A 15,487-nucleotide genomic window follows, 5' to 3' on the forward strand; every position below is an offset into this window, starting at 1 on the left:
ATTTTATATATAAACCAAAATCCCGGATTTATACGTTACAAGTTACCATATTTTAAAATAAACGATTTAAAGATGAAAAGTAAAATCCTCCTGTCCTCCATATTCCTGCTTACAATCGTGATTTCCCCGGCTTTAATGGCGCAGGATGACTATTATCGGCCTGATTCGATCGGGAAAGAAAAGCCGCAGGAAAAGGATGTTCCTCCGATAGAAAACAAAAAGCTCGAAGAGAAAAAAAGTGAAGTAGATTTTAAGCAATTACCTTTCAAAGAGCGGCTTCGCCTGGGTGGAAGTTTTGGATTAAGCCTGGGAACGGTGACCAACATCAATCTATCTCCGATGGCAGGTTATGAGCTGACAGAAAAGTTGGTTGCAGGCGTTGGCCCTACGTTAATGTACTTCCGCTATAAATATTATGATATCAATACTGCTTATTATGGAGGCCGCGCGTTTTTGATGTACTCAATATTTCCAATGGTTAACCTGATTGGCGAATTTGAGTCTATGAATGTGGAAGGTTCTTATCAAAAGAGACAATGGCTTGGTTCGCCTCTGGTAGGCGCGTCTTACTCTCAGCCTATTGGAGGGAAATTTATCAAAGCCGTCCATTTCACAGCCTTATATAATTTGAATTATAATAATCAGATTGATAAGTACAGTGGACAAAACCTCTCTCCGTATGGAAGCCCGTTTGTTTTTCGTGTGACCTTCTTATAAGATACTTCTCTAATTTGCCATTAAATCGCCGTCAAGTCAATGGCGATTTATTTTTTGTCCCCCAATTGAAACCTTAATCATTCATGGTGGCTTTCTAACTTTAAATAATCAATATGGAAAATCCGGTAATAATCTTCGGTGCAGGCGATCTTGGAATGCAGGCACTTGATATTTTCAGAAGAAATAATGTTCTCGTTTATGGCTTGCTGGACGATCACAAGGAGCTTCATGGAAAAGAGTTTGGCGATGTGAGTGTCCTTGGTGACACCGACGACAACAACTTTCTCAACATTATTGGAGCGAAATGCGAATCCTTTGTAGCGATTGGCGAGCGCTCGGTCAGGGAGCGCTTGGTCGAAACTTTAACTGAGCAGCAGAAGGCAATGCCCGTCAATGCGATCCATGATACCGCGGTGATATCTGAAATGGCGCTGATAGGACACGGAAATCTTATTGGCGCAAGAGTTACTATCGGAGCTAAATCAAAGATCGGGCATCATTGCCTGGTTCAAACTGCTTCCGTAGTAGATACTTCGGTAAGCGTTGGCGACTTTGTGACGATTGGTGCAGGTGCTATCATTAATGATCGGGTGAAGTTGAACGATGGCGTTTTCATAGGTTCAGGGGCGATTATCGTAGCTGGTATTGAAATTGGCAAGAATGCCCGGATCGGTGCAGGATCTGTGGTTGTGGAAAATGTCCCGGCGAAGGCAACCTATTTTGGAAATCCCGCGAAGAAGATTTGATTCTACAAAAAACCTGTCTTCGTTTTTTTATTAAATCGAAAGGCATTACCTTTGCAGTCCTTTTGACAGAAAAGAGTGAAAGAGCTAAGTAAATACAACATAGACATTTACGGTTTGGAGGAAAAACAGTATGACTATGAAATGGAGTCGGGCGATGCCTTCTTTGAGGAGCTGGAACAAGATCTGATCGAGCACGGAAATTTCAAAACACATGTGGTTTTGAATAGATCGGCCACCATGATTCAACTTAATTTTGAAACAAAAGGAAGCGTAATTTTAACCTGTGACCGGAGCCTTGAACCTTTTGAAGAACCTATTGATCTGAATGGAAGGATCATTTTAAAGTTCGGCGATCACAACGAGGAGCTTACGGACGAAATTGAAATCATTAATAGAAATACCCCAAGGATCAACGTTGCAAGATACATTTTTGAATTTATCGCACTAACTCTTCCATTTAAAAAAATACATCCGGATCTAAGAACCGAGGATGATAATTTGGATTCGATAGAGGATGAAGAGGAAGGCATTTTAGTGTATTCGTCAGGAGATATAGAAGACCTGGAAAGTACAGAAGAAGAAAAAATAGATCCCCGCTGGGAAGCATTAAAGAAATTAAAAGGCGAACAATAGCCGAGATGGCCAGGGAGCCCGTCGTCCCAGCCCAGTTGCCCGTCGGTTTAAACCGACGGAAATTGAAAAATAATTAATTACCGTTGGCTTCAGCCGACGGAGAGTACCAAAGAAGTTGGCTGGCGCCAACAGACCTGAAATAGTAAAAAATATAAACAATAGACATAAAGCATCATGGCACATCCTAAGCGGAGACATTCCACTTCTCGTCGCGATTCTCGCAGAGCGCATGACTTCCTTACCGGAAAGCAATTAGGTACTGATTCATCCACAGGAGAAATTCACCAGCTACACCGCGCTCACGTTCACGAAGGAAACCTGGTTTACAGGGGAAAAGTGGTTGTAGAGAACTATACTAAAACAGTTTAGTTTCTGTCGATGAGTACATCAATTTCGCAGCAGCTCCATAAAAGTTGTTGCGAAATTCTTTTTTACTGCGGCACATCTGCTAAATTTACACCTTCGATTTCTAACTTATTAGTCTAAAATAACAGCGTGTAAATGAAAATTGCGGTAGATGCTATGGGGGGAGATTTAGCTCCGCAGGCTATTGTTGAAGGGGTCATTCTGGCGTCTTCTGAACTACCATCCGAGGCGAGGATCGTTTTGATTGGCCGTGAAAGTGCTATTTGGGATATTTTCAATAAAAGTAACTTCACCCCTACTAACATTGACGTCATTCATGCAGAAGATGTTATTGAGATGGGGGAACATCCAACGAAAGCCCTTTCTCAAAAACCCAATTCAAGCATTGGCATTGGCTTCAAGCTTCTGAAAGAAAAAGAGGTAGACATTTTTTGCAGTGCGGGAAATACCGGAGCCATGCACGTAGGTGCGCTTTTTAGCATCAAAGCAATAGAAGGAATCCTTAGACCTGCCATTGCAGGATTTGTACCACAGGTTGGCGGAGGATATGCAATAATGCTCGATATCGGAGCGAATGCAGATTGTAAGCCCGAGGTTCTTGCACAGTTTGGCGAAATTGGCTCCCTATTCGCCCAATATACATTTCAAATTGACAAACCGCGCGTAGCGCTTATGAATATTGGTGAAGAAGAACAAAAAGGTTCACTTACATCACAGGCAACGTTCCCCCTACTCAAACAAAACAAACGAATCAACTTTATAGGAAATATTGAAGGTAAGGATCTCTTTACCAACAAGGCCGACGTGATCGTCACCGACGGTTTTACTGGTAATATTTTGTTTAAGCTAGGAGAATCTTTACACGAAATTTCCAAGCAAAGAGGGTTTCAGGACGACTTTATTGACAAAACCAACTATGAATCTATTGGAGGAAGTTCCATCATCGGTGTCAATGGAAATGTAATGATTGCCCATGGTATCTCCTCACCTTTAGCTATAAAAAATATGATTGGCTGGGCATACAAACAGGTCAAGTCAAAGGCATATTTGCATATTGCGCAAGCATTGAATTAATCCGGATCGGATTTTGAATAGTTAATTTATCATGACCCATATAAAAGCCTCTATAACAGGAATACAAGGGTATGTGCCTGATTATGTTTTGACGAATGCCGAGTTGGAAACAATGGTTGCAACAAACGACGAGTGGATCGTGAGTCGTACCGGCATTAAAGAAAGGCGTATTCTGAAGGGTGAAGGATTAGGGAGCTCACATATGGGTGCCGAAGCTGTAAAAGGACTGCTTGAAAAAACGAATACCAGTCCAAAGGAAATTGATCTGCTGATTTGCGCAACGACCACACCTGACTTTGTATTTCCATGTACGGCCAACCTCATTTGCGATATGGTGGGAATTCGAAATGTGGGAAGCTTTGACATTCAGGCTGCCTGCTCAGGATTTCTTTATGCACTGACTTTGGGTTCTCAATTTATCGAGACTGGAAAATACAAAAAAGTTATCGTTGTCGGATCCGACAAAATGTCTGCCATTGTAGATTATACTGATCGCAAAACCTGTATTCTTTTTGGAGATGGCGCTGGTGCTGTCTTGCTGGAAGCTGATACCGAAGGATATGGCATTATCGACTCCCTGATCAAGTCGGATGGAGCTGGTTATCCTTACCTCAACCAGAAAGCCGGAGGGAGCCGATATCCTCCGAGCCACGAAACCATTGACAATCGGCTGCATTATGTTTACCAGGATGGCGCGCAGGTTTTTAAATTCGCTGTAACCAATATGGCCGACGTTTCCGCAGAAATTATGGAAAGGAACGGGCTCAAAGGCAGTGACGTAGCGTGGTTGGTGCCCCATCAGGCAAACCGCCGGATCATTGAAGCTACTGCTAACCGTATGAATGTTGGAATGGATAAAGTAATGGTAAATATCCAGAAATACGGGAATACGACGGCAGCAACCATTCCATTGTGTTTATGGGATTATGAATCACAGCTAAAAAAAGGCGACAATTTAATTTTGGCCGCCTTTGGAGGCGGGTTTACCTGGGGCTCGATTTATCTTAAGTGGGCTTACCAGGGATAAACCTGTGATTTGAAAAGATTACATTTTAATTTATTGAAAAAAATGGCAACTACCGCAGATTTGCGCAACGGATTGGTAATAAATTTTAATCATGACTTGTTTCAGGTGACTGAATTCCAGCATGTTAAACCAGGTAAAGGCAATGCGTTTGTCCGTACTAAACTCAAAAGCCTCACGACCGGAAAAGTGTTAGACAATACTTTCTCTTCCGGTGCGGGTATTATCCCAGTGCGTGTTGAAAGACATAAATTCCAATATTTATATAAGGATGAAGTCGGCTACAACTTTATGAATGCCGAAACTTTCGATCAGGTTTTGATCGATGAAAAATTGGTAACCAATGCCGATTTGATGAAGGAAGGGCAGGAAGTAGAAATTTTAATCAATACCGAAAATGATTCAGCATTGCTTTGCGAGCTCCCTCCTTTTGTTGAACTGGAAGTTACCTACTCAGAGCCTGGCCTGAAAGGCGACACCGCCAACTCTCCAAAGAAGGCAATCGAGGTTGAAACTGGTGCCCGGATTATGGTGCCTTTATTTATTGAGGAAGGCCAAAAAATTAAAGTCGATACCCGTACTTACGATTACGTAGAAAGAGTAAAATCATAATTTTTAACGGGTGCCACCACAGTGTAAATTTGAATAAATGGAAACCAAAGAAATCCAAAAACTGATTGACTTCATTGCCCAGTCCGGCCTTGATGAGGTGAATATTGAAACAGCAGATTTGAAAATTAAGGTGAAACGCTATGGTTCAGCTCCGGTGATAACCAATTCCTCCGCGACTCCTGCGACCCCTGCACCGTCTTTTGCAACATCTGCGCCTACAACACCCGTGACCCAGACCGCCGCTTCTGAGTTAATGGTTTCCAATGCTGCACAAAGCCTTATCACGATCAAGTCACCAATGATCGGTACTTTCTACCGCGCATCCAGTCCGGAAACGCCTTCATTCGCTAGTGTTGGAGATGAAATCAAGCCAGGTAAAGTGGTTTGCGTGATAGAAGCAATGAAGCTTTTTAATGAAATTGAATCGGAGATTTCCGGAAAAATAGTGAAAGTACTGGTTGAGAATGCGACACCAGTGGAATTCGACCAGCCTTTGTTTCTCGTTGAGCCTGTCTGAGGCAATGGACGATCTATAAAACTAAATTAACTTTCATGTTTAAAAAGATACTCATTGCAAACCGGGGCGAAATCGCCTTGCGTGTTATCAGGACCTGTCGCGAAATGGGGATTAAAACCGTGGCTGTATACTCTACGGCCGACCGGGACAGTCTTCACGTTCGATTTGCAGATGAGGCCGTTTGCATTGGCCCACCACCGAGCCGACAATCTTATTTAAGTATTCAAAGCATTATTTCAGCAGCTGAGGTCACGGGCGCGGATGCGATCCATCCCGGCTACGGGTTTCTTTCGGAAAATGCCGAGTTTTCCCAGATATGTGCGGATTATGGCATTAAATTCATAGGGGCTACGGCGGCGCAAATTAATGGGATGGGTGATAAGGCAACCGCCAAAGCTACGATGATTGCCGCTGGAGTACCGGTTGTACCAGGTTCAGAGGGACTTTTAGACTCTATTGAACATGGCAAAAAATTAGCAGAAGGAATCGGATACCCTGTTATTGTGAAAGCGACTGCTGGCGGAGGTGGTCGCGGTATGCGGATCATAAATAAACCCGACGAATTTGAGAAGGCATGGAACGATGCGCGCACAGAATCTGCTGCCGCCTTTGGTAACGATGGCCTATATCTTGAAAAATTTGTGGAAGAACCCCGCCACATTGAAATTCAGATCATTGGAGATCAGTTTGGTAAAGTCTGCCATTTATCCGAACGCGATTGTTCTATTCAACGTCGCCATCAAAAATTGGTAGAGGAAACTCCGTCACCTATCATAACACCTGAACTTCGTGAAAAAATGGGTGCAGCGGCTATTAAAGGTGCTCAGGCGATAGGTTATGAGGGAGCAGGGACCATTGAGTTCCTGGTCGATAAGAATGGTGATTTCTTTTTTATGGAAATGAACACCCGTATTCAGGTGGAACATCCTATTACGGAAGAGGTTACAGATTTTGATCTTATTAAAGAACAAATCAAAGTTGCAGCAGGTGAACCTATATCAGGGGTTAACTACACGCCAAAGTTATTTGCAATGGAATGCCGGATTAACGCCGAGGATCCAGCTAATAATTTCAGGCCGGCTCCCGGTAAAATAACGAATCTGCATTTTCCTGGTGGTCATGGTGTCCGTATTGATAGCCATGTTTACAGCGGCTACACGATCCCGCCAAATTATGACTCCATGATTGCCAAGCTTATTGTAAGCGGCCAGTCGAGGGAAGAAGTAATTACCCGCATGAAGCGTGCATTGCAGGAATTTGTGATTGAGGGCATTAAAACCACCATTCCTTTTCACATTAAGTTAATGGATGATCCTGGTTTCAAATCTGGAAATTTCACTACTAAGTATTTGGAAACATTCGATTTCTCGACACTTTAATATCAAAATGCAATCATAAAAAAGGTGAGAAGGATTTTTCCCTGCTCACCTTTTTTATGGAGTATGATCTTGATTATTCTATTATTGCAAGCATTTTACGGGTTGCTTCCAATCCATCCCTAATCGTTCTGACCGAAGGAGTTCCGTGATAATAACCCGCCAGATGCAACGTATCATACGTTTCGTTCAAGTATGACAACATAGTTTTGTTGTATTTTCTTACGCTGTTGCGGTAGTCTTCAATGCTTTTTGGCTTAACAAATTTGATCCCCTCTTTCTTCCTGAGATACTCATTCACAATCATCAAAGCGGCATTATAAGCCGTACCTGACGCCATTTGAACATACTTGATGTCCCGATATTCATTACCTTCTTTCTGAGCTTTTGTTGTTAGGATTTCCCTTGCATTTGCTAAATAACGATTAATTTCATGATACCCCATGTGTGTAGTTGGTCTATTAAATTAAGAGAATTTCGAAACTTTGAGGTCAAATTTACAAAATTCTCGGAAAACATTTTCTGTTGATAAACAACATTGACCTGGAGTATGTCAGGTCAATGATATTTAAACAATATAATGTTCACTAAACCACCCCAGGCAGCGAATAGGGCGACCGATATTTCCTCGTCAGCATTTTATTGGCCTCATCATCACCAATAAACTTTTCAGTTTTTGGATCGAAGGTCAAGGCTCTTCCTGTGCGGTAGGCGATGTTGCCCAAATGCGCCAAACCAGACGACAGATGTGCGGTTTCGACTGGGCCATTCAATAGTTTGGTGTCCCTGGCCACAACTGCATCAATGAAATTTTTGAAATGGTCTCCGCCCGCTTTTCGGGTAGGCCCGGGTTTCTTTTCTTTGCCCAGGAACGTTTCATAAAAATCATAGCCTTTCACAACCATATAACCCTCAGATCCATAGAAAATATTCCCAATACCTGTTCCTCCCTCATCATTCGTCATCCAAGGACGGACTTCAAACTCAATGATCTTCTTCTCTTTCGGATAAACAAAGGAAGAACTGAGCACTTCCGGTGTCTCCTTTGCATCGTTCCAAAGAAACTTACCTCCCGATGAAGTAATTTTTTCAGGGAAACTCTCGACGCCCAATCCCCACATACACATATCGGTTTCGTGGATTCCCTGGTTGCCAATGTCTCCGTTGCCATAGTTCCAATGCCAGTGCCAATCGTAATGCACGTAGTTTTTGGAAAAAGGCTTCATTTCGGCAGGACCCGTCCATAAATCATAGTCCAAACCAGCTGGCACCGCTTCGGTACCTCTATCGCCAATATCAGGACGCCATTTGTAGACTAATCCCCTTGCCATATATACGTTGCCAATCAATCCATCTCGTAAATGCTTAACAGCTTCCTGCAATGCTTCTGAGCTGCGTAATTGGACACCATGCTGTACAATTCTTTTGTACTTATTGGCCGCTTCAATCATTTTACGGCCTTCGTGCAAGTTATGGGATCCTGGTTTTTCAACATACACATCCTTACCAGCCTGGCAAGCCCAAATCGTGGCGAGTGCATGCCAGTGATTGGGAGTTGCAATACTCACTACATCAATCGATTTGTCTTCATAAACCTTCCGAAGATCGATCTCGGTTTTTACTTTTTTGCCGGTCTTTGCTTCAAATTCTTTGGCTCTTTTTTGAAGAATGTTGTTATCGGGATCGCAAAAGGTAGCCACCTCGACATTACTTAAATTATTGAAACCAGCAATGTGAGACTGACCACGGCCATTTACGCCCAGAACAGCCACACGAATCCTGTCATTTGCGCCAAATGCGTTGGCTGGAATGATGTACGGGATCGAAAGCGCAACGGCCGCGCTGGTTGAATTTTTAATAAAGTCCCTTCTCGAAACTTCGTTTGGTTTTTCCATAAGAATAAGGTTAAGGTTCCTGAATGTAACTGATTTGCAGGCAATTGGTAAGACGACATTTGGTCAATCTTCCCTTATCCGGCTCATATATAAAGTACTAGTTATTTCAGATTTAGTACTATCGGAGATTTGAGTGGGCGTTAGCTTTCCAATTTATTCGTGGCATAAAAATCTTAAATATTCCCAACAGCCTGAGGAATCTGCGTCGCAGTTTCCTCATATTTATTCTCACTAGGTAATCCGAAAAGGGATTTTTCCTTAATGATTTTGGCCACGTTTTCTGGTACCAGGTCTTCCCAGCCAGGCTCACCGCGTTTTATTTTTTCCAAAACAAAGTCAGTGGTGATATGCATCCGTTCTTTGTTGAAATTCCTGATATCCTCAATTTTATCATTGATAATCAAATATTGGAACAATGGACGCAGATGGTCAGGGACTACAAAATTTTCGCAGCTGTAAACGGAGCCGTCCGGCTGCAATGTGGGGTAGATAAAGAGCTTAACTTTCCGGCTAAAAAGTGTGGCGAATGATTCAAGGATGCCTCCCGGCAAAAATTCATAATGTTTCTCTTCAAAAATATCCTGAAGGCTTGGGCTACCCAACAAAAGTCCGGCTTTAAGCTTGGTAAGCCTCGATAAATACGCTACCAGACGATAATATTCATGGTGGTTGGAGATCATCACCATGTGGCCAAGCGAGCACAGTATATCGACCCTGTCTAAGAAATCCTTTTCATCAATATCCTTATCGCCCGCTTTCAGATTATGAAGCGTCAACTCCGAGATGAGCACTACTTTCGATTCATCCACATCTGGTTCGGCCAGGAACTGCTTCTGTCCATTGCTGATCAGGTCAATGTGTACATTGGTGATAGGCCTTAAACGGCCACGCATCATCAGGATATGCTTCTTATATAATGCCTCAGAAGGCTGTAAAACGCCCCCGTCGCTGCCAAAAAGGGCCGCGTCAGTGAATCCGTTTTTTACCAGACGAAGGCTCATCAGGCGATTGTCAACTTTATCGAAATCAGGGCCGCTAAAACGTACCATATCAATTTCAATGCGATCTGTTGTCAGATCGTCCATCAACGATAAAAGGAGTATTTCTGGCGATGTATAGTAAAAAAAACAACCATACATTAGATTAACGCCGATGATCCCGAGCGCCTGCTGCTGTAAAATGTTTTCGTCGTCCCGCATTCTAATGTGGATCACTACATAGTTTGTAGGCCCCATCGGTGTAAGCTGAAATTGTAATCCAACCCACCCATGCGATTCATTGGTTTTTTGAAAATTAAGGGCGACTACTGTATTGGCAAAAGCAAAAAACTGACTATCATCACCGCGTTTCTCGGAAAGCCGTTTTTCAACCAGATTGTACTCCCGGTTAAGCATTTTCATCAAGCGGGACTCCACCACATACCTGCCTCCTTCTTCCGTTCCATATATTGCATCGCTGAATGTCATGTCATATGCCGACATTGTTTTCGCAACCGTTCCCGAAGCTCCGCCTGCTTTGAAAAAATAGGCAGCGGTTTCCTGACCAGCCCCGATTTCGGCGAAAGAACCATATATCCCCCGATCTAAGTTGATCCTTAATGCTTTTTGTTTTGTACCAAGGTTCTTTTCGTACATAAACTTGAATGGGTAAATTGAAAAGCTTTACTTGTAAATATAAGAAAAATACATAATCATATAACTACATTTAGCCGTCTTCTGGTATCAGAATGGAAAAGTTCTAAAAGTTAATGTTAGGTTAATCTGAGTAATATCTCTGGAATTATGAATGCCGATCCAAGCTTCTTATTCACTTATGGAACACTGATGCAAGGTTTTTACAACCCTTTTGCGGAAAAGCTCAGGTTATCTTCCAGCTATGAAGGTGAAGGCTACTTCCCGGGATGTCTGTATCGGATCACCTGGTATCCCGGAGCGGTTTATGATGAAAGAGCGGAATCGAAAGTATTTGGGGAGATATACAAGTTGAATTCTTTCGAAATATTGCTCGAATTGGATGAATATGAGGACGTATTGGAAGACGAAAAAAACAGCCTTTATGTTCGGAAAATAATCCCGGTTACTGCACCAAATGGTCTGCAAATTTTGTGCTGGGCTTACCTTTACAACCAGTCAGTTAACGAGTTATCTATAATACCGGATGGGCGGTTTACTAACCCCTGATGCTCTCTCCGATGACCCGTAAACCATCCAATGTAAGTTTCCGATCGATCTCAACAAATTCGTCTTTTAATGTCTCAATGATTGAAGACAAGCCACCTGTTGCTACGGCAATGCATTCTCCGCCAAGTTCAGCACGGATCCGGCTCAAGAGAGATTTGACCAGGCCCTCATAACCCAATAAAATTCCAGCCTGAATTGCCTCCGTAGTATTCCGTCCAATGGCTGTGGAAGGTAATTTCAGAGGAACTTCCGGAAGTTGCGCGGTATTAGCAAACAAGGCCTTAACAGCGGTAACCAGGCCAGGCAATATGGCGACGCCCAATATTTTGCTGTCTTTTGAAACCGTAGTGAATGTTAGTGCCGTACCAAAATCCACGACGACACAATTTTCTTTATACCTGCTGGTTACCGCTACTGCATTGGCAATCAGGTCCGCCCCGATTTCGTGGGGATGGTCAATGGCAATGGTGAGGGCAGGATAAATGTCTGGGCCGACTACGATAATGTCATCGCCGAATAAAGAGCGCAGCATCTTTTGTATGGTAGGAGTAAGGTCTGGAACAACACTGCACAACACAACCGTCTCCACATCGCCAAACCAAAGCCCTGCTTCAAGAAAATGCAGCCTCAGCTTTGATTCATAGTGAGCCTCATTTTCCTGCGCAAGTGACCGCATTCGCCAGATATTGCTCCATTCGCCAGACTCATAAAGCCCAAAAACAGTGTCAGTATTACCTACATCTACGGCTAAAAGCATCATCTTAAATTTACATTCAAAGGCAAATTAAAGGCATTATTCAAATAAAACTTCATCGTCCCAGTCATTTGCGTCTGTTTGTTTTTGATAATCTATAATTTTAGCAAAAAAAATTACCTGACCTGACCAGCCGCCGATTTACCTTGCACAGGACTATACCCGTTTCAACCATTTATATGCCTCTCTCCAATCCTTACGGCCTTTATCTTCTGGGCTTTATACTGATAATTATTGCGCATCCAGCTTTCACCCAAGCCATTCCAGAATGGCAGGACCCGCAGGTGATCAGCATCAATACCGAAAAACCACACGCCGATTTCACACCCTATCTTACCGAAAAAAGTGCATTGCTCCGGGATAAAACTACTCCTTTTGTACAGTCGCTTAATGGTAACTGGAAATTCAAATGGGCCTCTCACCCCTCCAAAGCGCTACTCAACTTTTACGACCCGACAATGCCTGACGCAAACTGGGAGAATATTCCCGTTCCTTCAAACTGGCAGGTATTCGGTGCACGTGAGGGAAGGAATTATGACAAACCAATTTTTACAAATATTAAGCATCCGTTCAAGGCAACACCACCCAGGATTACGGCAGATACCAATGCGGTTGGGATGTATCGAACTACATTCAATGTAGCAAATGATGTAAAAGACAACCAAATATTCCTTCATTTCGGTGGAATACAATCCGCTTGTTATGTCTGGCTCAATGGCGTTGCAATTGGGTATCATGAAGATGGCATGACGCCGTTTGAGTTTGACATTACCGAAGATGTGAAACAAGGGATCAATTCACTGGCCGTCGAGGTAATCAATTGGTCGGATGGGAGTTATCTGGAAGACCAGGATTTCTGGCGGCTGTCCGGGATATTTCGGGATGTAAATTTGCTGCTGCTTCCCAAAGTAGTACTTACCGACTTTTCAGTCAGGACAATCCTGGACGCCAATCAAGAGCACGCCACATTAAAACTGAGTGCGTACGTCAAAAATTTCAACTTACATACAATCCATGCACACCAGGTCCTTTTCACATTATATGACGCTAATAAGTCGGTCGTAGTAACGCCTGTCAGTCAAATGCTTACTGCCTTAGAAACGGGTAAGGAAGGCGCCGTAAGGGTTGATGTTCCTGTTCCGAACCCAATCAAATGGAATTCGGAAACACCCTATTTGTACACGCTGACGGTGCAGCTGATGAATTCTGACGGAAAAGTGCTGGAAGCAACAAGTCAAAAAGTTGGGTTCAGGGAAGTTAAGATCAGGAACGGCCAGTTGCTTGTCAATGGCAAGGCGATTAAGATCAAAGGTGTGAACCGACACGAATTTGACCCGGAAACAGGGAGAGTGATCAACCGGGAATCCATGATCAGGGATATTACGTTGATGAAGCAAAATAATATCAACGCCGTCAGGACATCCCATTATCCTAATACGTCCGAATGGTACGACTTGTGCGACCAATATGGCTTCTATGTGATGGATGAGGCCAATATTGAAAGTCATGAGCTGTGGAGTAAGAACATTATCCTGGCCGATAATCCGCAGTGGCGGTCTGCGTTTCTGGCAAGAGGCAATGCCATGATTGAGCGGGACAAAAATCATCCATCCGTCATTATCTGGTCACTTGGTAATGAGTCGGGTATGGGACAAAACTTTACCGCAATGGGCGATTTCATACACCTGGCAGATCCTACGCGTCCAATTCATTACGAGGGACGAAAAGATTACAAACCGACCACATTAAGCAGTTTTGATATTATTTCGGTCATGTATCCCTCGACGCAGGATTTGATCGAATTGGTAAAAAAAGATAAGACCAGGCCGCTGATCATCTGTGAATACGCGCATGGTATGGGAAACAGCATTGGAAATTTACAAGAATACTGGAATGTGATTGATAAAAACCCGACTATGCAGGGCGGCTTTATCTGGGATTGGGTGGACCAGGGACTTAGACTAAAGAAACCCGATGGCACCACGTATTGGGATAATTTCAATTACATCGATGGTGCCAATGCCGGGGACGGACTGGTTAATCCTGACCGTGTGCCACAGCCCGAATTAAATGAGGTCAAAAAAGTTTACCAATATGTAAAATTTGAAACACCTGATACTTTGCGCGTCGGCGAAAAGCAGGTAACTGTTCATAACCAATCAGATTTTCAAACACTGAGTGCTTACGAGCTGTTTTGGTCTATTCAGGAAAACGGAAAAGTAGTTGGTAAGACAGGTACTATTGGGAACCTGAATGCAGTTGCGGGACAAAAAGAGCAATTAACGATCCCCTATGAATTGCCTGCCACGCAGAAACCGCATGCAGAGTATTTTCTCAACCTCAGTTTACGATTGAAAGAAGCCACTACCTGGGCGCCGAAGGGGCATGAAGTCGCCTGGCACCAGGTTTCTATCCTGAAATCCCCGAAGCAGTTTACGAATGTTAGTTTGTACAATGAAAAACCGTTACGCGTCGCCCAGATCAGCACGGGCCGTATCGCTGTGAATGGAGAGGATTTTTCGGTAACATTTGATAAAACAGCCGGAGGTATCATCTCTTTTAAGAATAAAAAAGAAGAAATGATCGAAAGCGGCCCATATCCTAATTTCTGGCGGGTACCTACCGATAATGATGAAGGAGGCGGAGCAAATAGTTATGCTTCCAAATGGCGTGCGGCAGGCCTCGATACCCTTGAAGTAACTTCTTCAGAAATGAAAACGCAGCGGGTTACCGCACAGGTTTATAAGGTAACGTTAGACAGGACATTAAAAAGCCTAAAAGGTGAAATGGCCGTGCAATCAGAATATATTGTTTACGCTACGGGTGATTTACATGTTCAAAACACCTTTACCCCGACAGGCGAATGGCCGTCGCTGCCAAAAGTGGGTTTGCAATTCAGTATGCCACCGGCATTCAACAAAACACAATGGTACGGAAATGGCCCGCACGAAACTTATTCAGATCGCAAGACGAGTGGCCGGATTGGAATTTATGGCGGAACCGTTGCTGACCAGCATTTTCCTTACATTACTCCGCAAGAAAATGGCAACAAAACGGATGTCCGCTGGGCATCAGTTACCAACCAGGAAGGGATCGGCATACTTGCGGTAAGCGATTCCACATTTAATTTTAACGTACATAACTATACGGACAAAGCGCTATTGGCAGCCAAAAAGCGCGTCGCTACTTTGGAACGCGGTGCAACCACTGTCGTAAACATTGACATTGCGCAAATGGGGCTTGGCGGCGATGATAGCTGGTCGCCAAGAGTTCATGAAGACTATCTGCTGCCAGCCAAGGTCTACGCTTATCGTTTCAGGCTGAAAGCAATTGACAATGCTGCCAACATTGACCAGATCACCAGTTCACTATTGCCTTACACAGGAAAAGTGAACAATACGGTTGCCTCCACGGAGACCGAACCGGCGACTTTATCGGAGAATGATCCGGAAGAAGAGGCAGTATCCGAGCCAGTACGGAAGCCTGTTGTCAGAAAAGCGCCGGTGAAGAAAAAGCCAGTTCGGCGAAAAAGTTCGTCCCGGCGTAGGCGACGGAGGTAGATTTGCCAAGTCTTGGTAGACTTGCCAAGTCTT

The 15,487-nt window shown here is 43.6% G+C and carries 15 protein-coding genes; 11 read left to right on the forward strand and 4 right to left on the reverse strand.

Going from position 1 to position 15,487, the window contains the following annotated elements; all coding sequences use genetic code 11:
* The first annotated feature begins 72 nt into the window (after positions 1-72).
* The 9 genes from FHS68_RS23005 to accC all read left to right on the forward strand — a co-directional run bounded on the left by FHS68_RS23005 (position 73) and on the right by accC (position 7,068).
* A complete protein-coding gene (locus FHS68_RS23005) occupies positions 73-717 on the forward strand; it encodes a hypothetical protein (protein WP_167275494.1) in 645 nt (214 codons plus the stop codon).
* Positions 718-830: 113 nt separating this feature from the next.
* Positions 831-1,463 (forward strand): acetyltransferase, encoded by a 633-nt coding sequence (locus tag FHS68_RS23010; protein WP_167275497.1) that lies wholly within the window; start codon positions 831-833, stop codon positions 1,461-1,463.
* A gap of 75 nt (positions 1,464-1,538) precedes the next feature.
* On the forward strand, positions 1,539-2,096 hold the full coding sequence (locus FHS68_RS23015) for a YceD family protein (RefSeq protein ID WP_310588639.1): 558 nt from the start codon (positions 1,539-1,541) through the stop codon (positions 2,094-2,096).
* A gap of 174 nt (positions 2,097-2,270) precedes the next feature.
* A complete protein-coding gene (rpmF, locus tag FHS68_RS23020) occupies positions 2,271-2,465 on the forward strand; it encodes a 50S ribosomal protein L32 (RefSeq protein WP_167275499.1) in 195 nt (64 codons plus the stop codon).
* A 132-nt stretch (positions 2,466-2,597) separates the two neighbouring features.
* Complete coding sequence (plsX, locus tag FHS68_RS23025; protein WP_167275502.1) at positions 2,598-3,536, forward strand: phosphate acyltransferase PlsX; 939 nt, start codon at positions 2,598-2,600, stop codon at positions 3,534-3,536.
* A 31-nt stretch (positions 3,537-3,567) separates the two neighbouring features.
* Complete coding sequence (locus FHS68_RS23030) at positions 3,568-4,563, forward strand: beta-ketoacyl-ACP synthase III (protein ID WP_167275504.1); 996 nt, start codon at positions 3,568-3,570, stop codon at positions 4,561-4,563.
* 42 nt (positions 4,564-4,605) lie between these two features.
* A complete protein-coding gene (efp, locus tag FHS68_RS23035) occupies positions 4,606-5,172 on the forward strand; it encodes an elongation factor P (RefSeq protein ID WP_167275508.1) in 567 nt (188 codons plus the stop codon).
* Positions 5,173-5,209: 37 nt separating this feature from the next.
* The gene (gene accB / locus FHS68_RS23040) at positions 5,210-5,689 is read left to right on the forward strand and encodes an acetyl-CoA carboxylase biotin carboxyl carrier protein (protein ID WP_167275510.1); all 480 of its coding nucleotides are present in this window, start codon (positions 5,210-5,212) and stop codon (positions 5,687-5,689) included.
* 35 nt (positions 5,690-5,724) lie between these two features.
* Positions 5,725-7,068, forward strand: a complete 1,344-nt coding sequence (gene accC / locus FHS68_RS23045) for an acetyl-CoA carboxylase biotin carboxylase subunit (protein WP_167275513.1) — start codon at positions 5,725-5,727, stop codon at positions 7,066-7,068.
* 73 nt (positions 7,069-7,141) lie between these two features.
* Here accC and FHS68_RS23050 read toward each other — a convergent pair whose 3' ends face one another.
* From FHS68_RS23050 to FHS68_RS23060, 3 genes are all read right to left on the reverse strand, one after another.
* Positions 7,142-7,510 (reverse strand): DUF5618 family protein, encoded by a 369-nt coding sequence (locus FHS68_RS23050; protein WP_167275516.1) that lies wholly within the window; start codon positions 7,508-7,510, stop codon positions 7,142-7,144.
* Between the two features lie 142 nt (positions 7,511-7,652).
* Positions 7,653-8,960: a Gfo/Idh/MocA family protein gene (locus FHS68_RS23055; RefSeq protein WP_167275518.1), complete on the reverse strand. Its 1,308-nt coding sequence runs from the start codon at positions 8,958-8,960 to the stop codon at positions 7,653-7,655.
* A 173-nt stretch (positions 8,961-9,133) separates the two neighbouring features.
* A complete protein-coding gene (locus FHS68_RS23060) occupies positions 9,134-10,594 on the reverse strand; it encodes a nucleotidyl transferase family protein (protein WP_167275521.1) in 1,461 nt (486 codons plus the stop codon).
* Positions 10,595-10,741: 147 nt separating this feature from the next.
* Here FHS68_RS23060 and FHS68_RS23065 point away from each other — a divergent pair, with 147 nt between their 5' ends.
* The gene (locus tag FHS68_RS23065; protein WP_167275523.1) at positions 10,742-11,140 is read left to right on the forward strand and encodes a gamma-glutamylcyclotransferase family protein; all 399 of its coding nucleotides are present in this window, start codon (positions 10,742-10,744) and stop codon (positions 11,138-11,140) included.
* On the opposite strand, the gene FHS68_RS23070 is transcribed toward FHS68_RS23065, so the two are convergent.
* Positions 11,130-11,897: a type III pantothenate kinase gene (locus tag FHS68_RS23070; RefSeq protein ID WP_167275875.1), complete on the reverse strand. Its 768-nt coding sequence runs from the start codon at positions 11,895-11,897 to the stop codon at positions 11,130-11,132. The two genes, FHS68_RS23065 and FHS68_RS23070, sit on opposite strands and share 11 nt — an antisense overlap.
* Before the next feature lie 176 nt (positions 11,898-12,073).
* On the opposite strand from FHS68_RS23070, the gene lacZ reads away from it, so the two are divergent.
* On the forward strand, positions 12,074-15,454 hold the full coding sequence (lacZ, locus tag FHS68_RS23075; RefSeq protein ID WP_167275526.1) for a beta-galactosidase, LacZ type: 3,381 nt from the start codon (positions 12,074-12,076) through the stop codon (positions 15,452-15,454).
* Positions 15,455-15,487: the final 33 nt, after the last annotated feature.

The sequence above is a fragment of the Dyadobacter arcticus genome, from assembly GCF_011762185.1.
Lineage (GTDB): Bacteria > Bacteroidota > Bacteroidia > Cytophagales > Spirosomataceae > Dyadobacter > Dyadobacter arcticus.

Bases quoted from the DNA above. Each gene is read 5' to 3' on its own strand.
- FHS68_RS23005 (WP_167275494.1), top strand. From the start codon at position 73: ATGAAAAGTAAAATCCTCCTGTCCTCCATATTCCTGCTTACAATCGTG.
- FHS68_RS23010 (WP_167275497.1), top strand. From the start codon at position 831: ATGGAAAATCCGGTAATAATCTTCGGTGCAGGCGATCTTGGAATGCAG.
- rpmF (WP_167275499.1), top strand. From the start codon at position 2,271: ATGGCACATCCTAAGCGGAGACATTCCACTTCTCGTCGCGATTCTCGC.
- plsX (WP_167275502.1), top strand. From the start codon at position 2,598: ATGAAAATTGCGGTAGATGCTATGGGGGGAGATTTAGCTCCGCAGGCT.
- FHS68_RS23030 (WP_167275504.1), top strand. From the start codon at position 3,568: ATGACCCATATAAAAGCCTCTATAACAGGAATACAAGGGTATGTGCCT.
- efp (WP_167275508.1), top strand. From the start codon at position 4,606: ATGGCAACTACCGCAGATTTGCGCAACGGATTGGTAATAAATTTTAAT.
- accB (WP_167275510.1), top strand. From the start codon at position 5,210: ATGGAAACCAAAGAAATCCAAAAACTGATTGACTTCATTGCCCAGTCC.
- accC (WP_167275513.1), top strand. From the start codon at position 5,725: ATGTTTAAAAAGATACTCATTGCAAACCGGGGCGAAATCGCCTTGCGT.
- FHS68_RS23050 (WP_167275516.1), bottom strand. From the start codon at position 7,510: ATGGGGTATCATGAAATTAATCGTTATTTAGCAAATGCAAGGGAAATC.
- FHS68_RS23055 (WP_167275518.1), bottom strand. From the start codon at position 8,960: ATGGAAAAACCAAACGAAGTTTCGAGAAGGGACTTTATTAAAAATTCA.
- FHS68_RS23060 (WP_167275521.1), bottom strand. From the start codon at position 10,594: ATGTACGAAAAGAACCTTGGTACAAAACAAAAAGCATTAAGGATCAAC.
- FHS68_RS23065 (WP_167275523.1), top strand. From the start codon at position 10,742: ATGAATGCCGATCCAAGCTTCTTATTCACTTATGGAACACTGATGCAA.
- FHS68_RS23070 (WP_167275875.1), bottom strand. From the start codon at position 11,897: ATGCTTTTAGCCGTAGATGTAGGTAATACTGACACTGTTTTTGGGCTT.
- lacZ (WP_167275526.1), top strand. From the start codon at position 12,074: ATGCCTCTCTCCAATCCTTACGGCCTTTATCTTCTGGGCTTTATACTG.